The organism is Streptomyces ossamyceticus, from assembly GCF_001418475.1.
GTDB classification, from domain to species: domain Bacteria; phylum Actinomycetota; class Actinomycetes; order Streptomycetales; family Streptomycetaceae; genus Streptomyces; species Streptomyces ossamyceticus.
On the sequence record NZ_LIQX01000557.1, the window covers coordinates 1 to 4,690 of the forward strand.

6 protein-coding genes are annotated in these 4,690 nt (G+C 71.6%); 3 read left to right on the forward strand and 3 right to left on the reverse strand.

Features of this window, described 5'->3' with window-relative positions; genetic code table 11:
* Positions 1-5: 5 nt before the first annotated feature.
* Positions 6-1,211: a bifunctional adenosylcobinamide kinase/adenosylcobinamide-phosphate guanylyltransferase gene (locus tag AOK15_RS33110; protein ID WP_055522012.1), complete on the reverse strand. Its 1,206-nt coding sequence runs from the start codon at positions 1,209-1,211 to the stop codon at positions 6-8.
* Between the two features lie 124 nt (positions 1,212-1,335).
* On the opposite strand from AOK15_RS33110, the gene AOK15_RS33115 reads away from it, so the two are divergent.
* The gene (locus AOK15_RS33115; protein ID WP_055522013.1) at positions 1,336-1,548 is read left to right on the forward strand and encodes a hypothetical protein; all 213 of its coding nucleotides are present in this window, start codon (positions 1,336-1,338) and stop codon (positions 1,546-1,548) included.
* 171 nt (positions 1,549-1,719) lie between these two features.
* Here AOK15_RS33115 and AOK15_RS33120 read toward each other — a convergent pair whose 3' ends face one another.
* Positions 1,720-2,517 carry a class I SAM-dependent methyltransferase gene (locus AOK15_RS33120; protein ID WP_107099566.1) on the reverse strand — a complete coding sequence of 266 codons (798 nt, stop codon included), beginning with the start codon at positions 2,515-2,517 and terminating at the stop codon, positions 1,720-1,722.
* A complete protein-coding gene (locus tag AOK15_RS33125) occupies positions 2,514-3,143 on the reverse strand; it encodes a DUF3043 domain-containing protein (protein WP_107099565.1) in 630 nt (209 codons plus the stop codon). The genes AOK15_RS33120 and AOK15_RS33125 overlap by 4 nt, the downstream gene beginning before the upstream one ends.
* A 334-nt stretch (positions 3,144-3,477) precedes the next feature.
* Between AOK15_RS33125 and AOK15_RS33130 the strand changes: the two genes are divergently transcribed.
* Together AOK15_RS33130 and pspAA are read left to right on the forward strand one after the other, a co-directional pair.
* Positions 3,478-4,272 carry a PspA/IM30 family protein gene (locus AOK15_RS33130; RefSeq protein WP_079049790.1) on the forward strand — a complete coding sequence of 265 codons (795 nt, stop codon included), beginning with the start codon at positions 3,478-3,480 and terminating at the stop codon, positions 4,270-4,272.
* A gap of 50 nt (positions 4,273-4,322) precedes the next feature.
* Entirely contained in the window at positions 4,323-4,601 is a 279-nt protein-coding gene (gene pspAA, locus AOK15_RS33135) for a PspA-associated protein PspAA (RefSeq protein ID WP_055522016.1), read from the forward strand.
* The last annotated feature ends 89 nt before the right edge of the window (positions 4,602-4,690 follow it).

Sequence of the window (4,690 nt, forward strand, 5' to 3'; positions counted from 1 at the left end):
ACCCCTCAGCCCCGTAGCGACAGCGCCTGGCCCGCCACCACCAGCAGCACGTGCTCGCACTCCGCCGCGAACGCCGTGTTCAGCCGCCCGAGTTCGTCCCGGTAGCGGCGCCCGGAGGCGGTGGCCGGCACGATCCCCGAACCGACCTCGTTGGAGACGGCGACGACGGTCCGGCGGGTCTGCCGCACGGCCTCCGCCAGCTCCGTCACACGCGCCCGGAGCGCACGCTCCCCACCACCCGCCCACTCCGCGTCGTCCCACGCCCCCACCTCGTCCATGACGTCCGTCAGCCACAGCGACAGACAGTCGATGAGCAGCGGCGGCCCGTCCTCCTCCTTGAGCAGGGGGACGAGGTCGCAGGTCTCGACGGTGCGCCAGGAACCGGGCCGCCGCTCGCGGTGCGCGGCGACCCGCTCCGCCCACTCGCCGTCCCCGCCCCGCGTGCCGCCCGTCGCCACGTACAGCACGTCAGGAAACGCCTCCAGCCGCCGCTCCGCCTCGACCGACTTCCCGGACCGCGCCCCGCCCAGCACGAGTGTGCGACGCGGTACGTCCGGAACGTCCTCGTAGGCGCCGACCGCCAGCGTCGTCCCGTCCGGCACGGCGCGCGCACCCGCCGCCGCGAGCCGGCGCGGCAACTCACCACCCGGCGGCACGTCATGGTCCAGATGGACGGCGACGACATCGGTCGTCGGACCCACGGCACCCGCCGCCCGCAGCCGCGCCAGGGCGTCGGGCCGCCGCAGGACATCGGCGAGCACCATGTCGTACGGCTCCGCCGACCGCTCCTCCAGCCCGGCGGGCGCGCTCCCCGACGGCAGATACAACAGCCGCTGCCCGCCCGGCCCGGTCACCGCGTACCCCGTGCCCGGCGAGTCCAGAGCCTGCGCCCGCACCCGGTGCCCGGTCAGCAGCGCCAACTCCCGTCCGTCCGGCACCCGCCCCGGCTGCGGCAGCCCCGCCGGCACCTCCATGGCGGGCCCGGCCTGCGGATGCGTCAGCAGCACCTGGCGCACGCCGGTCAGTGAGCGCCCGGCGCGCGCGGCCGCGAGAGCGGCGCCGGGAGTGAGGTCGAGCAGCAGTGTGCCGTCCACGAGCAGCGCGGTCGCCCCGCGCGCGGCATCGCCGAGCGCGGTCGCGCACGCCGCGCACGGACAGTCGGGGCGGGGAAGCCCCGCGGGGGCGCCGGTGCCGAGCAGTGTCAGTTCCACGCCTTCGATTTTCCCGCGTCCCGAGGAACACCCGCAGGTCTTGTGCGTCCGACTAGGCTCAGAGGGAACCGGATCTTGCCCGGCGCCGGTGAGCGGTGCCGGGCCGGTACTTACGGAGGCTCACATGACGGCATGGACGTGGCGGTTCGAGAAGGCCGACGGGACGGAGGTCCAGCCCGCGGTCCAGCCCGAGGAGTTCACGACCCAGGGGGATGCCGAGTCATGGATCGGCGAACAGTGGAAGGCCCTCCTGGAGGGCGGCGCAGACCAGGTCCGCCTCTTCGAGGACACGACTGAGATCTACGGCCCGATGAGCCTCCACGCGCAGGAGGCGTAACGGCGCCCCCCGCGCCCCGGAAGGGGCGCGGGGAACTGCGCGATCAACCACATCGAGCCCGCACCCGCCGACGAAAGCGCCCCCCCGAGCTGGAAAGCATCCGAAGGGAGCCAAAGGGGCACAGCCCCTTAAGGACGGGACGGGAAGGAAAGGGGCGGCGGGGGCGAAGATCTAGCCCCGCACCCCGCACAGGTGCAGCAGCGCCGCCACCTGGCGATAAGGATCCGTCCGCCCGGCCCGCTCCTCCGCCGCGAGCAACGCCTCCAGAGCCTCCCGGCTCTCCGGCACCACCGCGTCGTCGGCCGCCAGATCCGTGAACACCCGAACCCCGTACCACGCGTGCAGCGGCGCCCCGATCCCCCCGAGCGTGTCCGTCAGCGTGTCCAGCCGGTCCGCCCGTACATCGAGGCCCAGCCGGTTGCGGTACGCGGTCGTGTCGAACGCCGCGAGCGCCCCCGCCCAGTCCCCGGCGAGCCCCGCCCGCATCGCGAGCGCGTCGCCGTTGCGCACGAGCAGTGACAGAAACCCGCCGGGCGCCAGCATCCGGGCCAGCCCCGCCAGCAGGGCGTCCGGCTCCTCGACGTACATCAGCACGCCATGGCACAGGACCACGTCGAAGCTGCCCGGCAGGAAGTGGACACCGGTGTCCCGGCCGTCGCCCTCGACGATGCGCATCCGGCCGCGGATGCCCTCGGGCTCCGCCGCCAGCGCCTCCCGCGCCACGGCGATCAGCCGCGGCTCCCGCTCGATCCCGGTCACCTCGTGCCCGGCCCGCGCCAGCCGCAGCGCCTGCGTGCCCTGCCCCATCCCGACGTCCAGCACCCGCAGCCGCTGCCCCACCGGGAAACGCGCGGCTATCTGCTCGTCGACCTGGCGGGCCACCAGCTCCTGTCGTACGACCTCACGCAGCGTCCCCAGCCGGTTGAGCCAGGCCTCGGCGGCGTCCCCGGAGAAAGCCGTCGTGCTCAGGGCCGCTCTCCGCGCTTGACCTGCGGCTTCGGCAACCTCAGGCGACGCATCTGAAGGGTGCGCATCAGGGCGTAGGCGACGACGCCCTTCTTGTTCTGGTCGGGGTAGCGGACGTTCAGCTGCTTCTTCAGGCGGATCGCCAGGCCGACCGAGTCGACCACGATCAGGATGATCACGAACAGCCACAGCAGCAACGCGATGTTCTGCAGCGCCGGCACCCGCACCATGCTCAGGACGAGGATGAGGACGGCCAGCGGCAGGAAGAACTCGGCGATGTGGAAACGCGAGTCCACGTAGTCGCGGGCGAACCGGCGGACCGGGCCCTTGTCCCGCGCGGGCAGGTAGCGCTCGTCGCCGGTGGCCAGCGCCTGGCGCTGCTTCTCCAGCGAGGCGCGCCGCTCGTCGCGGGAACGCTTGGCTGCCTCCTTGCGCGTCGTCGGCGTATTGGCGACGCTGCGACGCTGGGACTGGGACTCACTCCGCTTGGGAGTGGGCCGCCCCTTGGGGGCCTGCGGGTCACGGGTCTGCTTGGAGTCGGTCACCGACGCCTTCTCGGCGACCGCTTCCTTCTCGCTCTTGGCGCGGCTACGAAACACAAAACCCAAGGGTACGGGGTGCCGGGGCATGGACCCCAGTCCCGTGGGGAACGATCCGGCAACACCCGGCGTCTGTGCTGGGGACAGAACGGGACCGAAAGTGGACCGGGGAACCGGAGAAGACGGAAACGGGGGAGTGCGGTGAAGATTCGTCCGTAGGGAAGCTGAGGCTTTCCGGGGGTCCGCCCGTACACAACCCCGGGGGACACCTACTCCCTACGCCGGATCGGAGCCGTCCACAGTCGTCCTTGGGGAGGAGCGCATCCGTCCCCGAACAGTGCGGTAATGGATGCAGGGCCCGTACTGTGGGTTCTGTCGAGAGACCGGTGAGCTGGAGTCCGTCAGAAGGGGGCGCGCGAAGCCCATGAGCGGTGTCATGAAGCGTATGGGGATGATCTTCCGCGCGAAGGCGAACAAGGCCCTTGACCGGGCCGAGGACCCGCGCGAAACCCTCGATTACTCGTATCAGAAGCAGTTGGAGCTGCTCCAGAAGGTGCGGCGCGGTGTGGCCGACGTGGCCACGTCCCGCAAGCGTCTGGAACTCCAGCTCAACCAGCTCCAGTCCCAGTCCTCGAAGCTGGAGGACCAGGGCCGCAAGGCGCTCGCGCTGGGCCGTGAGGACCTGGCCCGCGAGGCGCTCTCCCGGCGTGCCGCGCTCCAGCAGCAGGTGACGGACCTGGAGACCCAGCACTCCACCCTCCAGGGCGAGGAGGAGAAGCTCACCCTCGCCGCCCAGCGGCTCCAGGCCAAGGTCGACGCCTTCCGTACGAAGAAGGAGACGATCAAGGCCACCTACACCGCCGCCCAGGCCCAGACCCGGATCGGGGAGGCCTTCTCCGGCATCTCCGAGGAGATGGGCGACGTCGGTCTCGCCATCCAGCGGGCCGAGGACAAGACGGCGCAGCTCCAGGCCCGTGCCGGCGCCATCGACGAACTGCTCGCCTCCGGTGCCCTCGACGACCCGTCCGGTATGCACAAGGACGACATCCAGGCCGAGCTGGACCGCCTCTCCGGCGGTACGGACGTCGAACTGGAACTCCAGCGCATGAAGGCGGAGCTGGCGGGAGGCACGTCCGGGCAGCAGGCCATCGAGGGCGGCCAGGGCTCCGCCCAGCAGCAGTCCCAGCGCCAGGACACCCCCCGCTTCGACAAGCAGTAGTCATCACGCAGTAGTCATCCCGTGTGAGTCCCGTGCCTGAGGAGGGCGACATGATCGTACGGATCATGGGGGAGGGGCAGGTGGAGCTGGCCGACAGCCACTTCGCCGAGCTGAACAAGCTGGACGACGAGCTACTGGCCGAGATGGAGAGCGGCGACGGCCCCGGCTTCCGCCGCACCCTCCACGCCCTCCTGTCCAAGGTCAGGGAACTGGGCACCGCCCTCCCGGACGACGCCCTGGAACCCTCCGAGCTGATCCTCCCGTCCCCGGACGCGACCCTGGAGGAAGTCCGGGACATGCTGAGCGACGACGGCCTGATCCCGGGCTAGCTGCGGTGGGGGAAGGGGCGCAGCCCTCTTCCCAGGGGCGCGGGGAACTGCGCGACAAGCCCCCACGGGCCCGCACCCGCCGACGAACC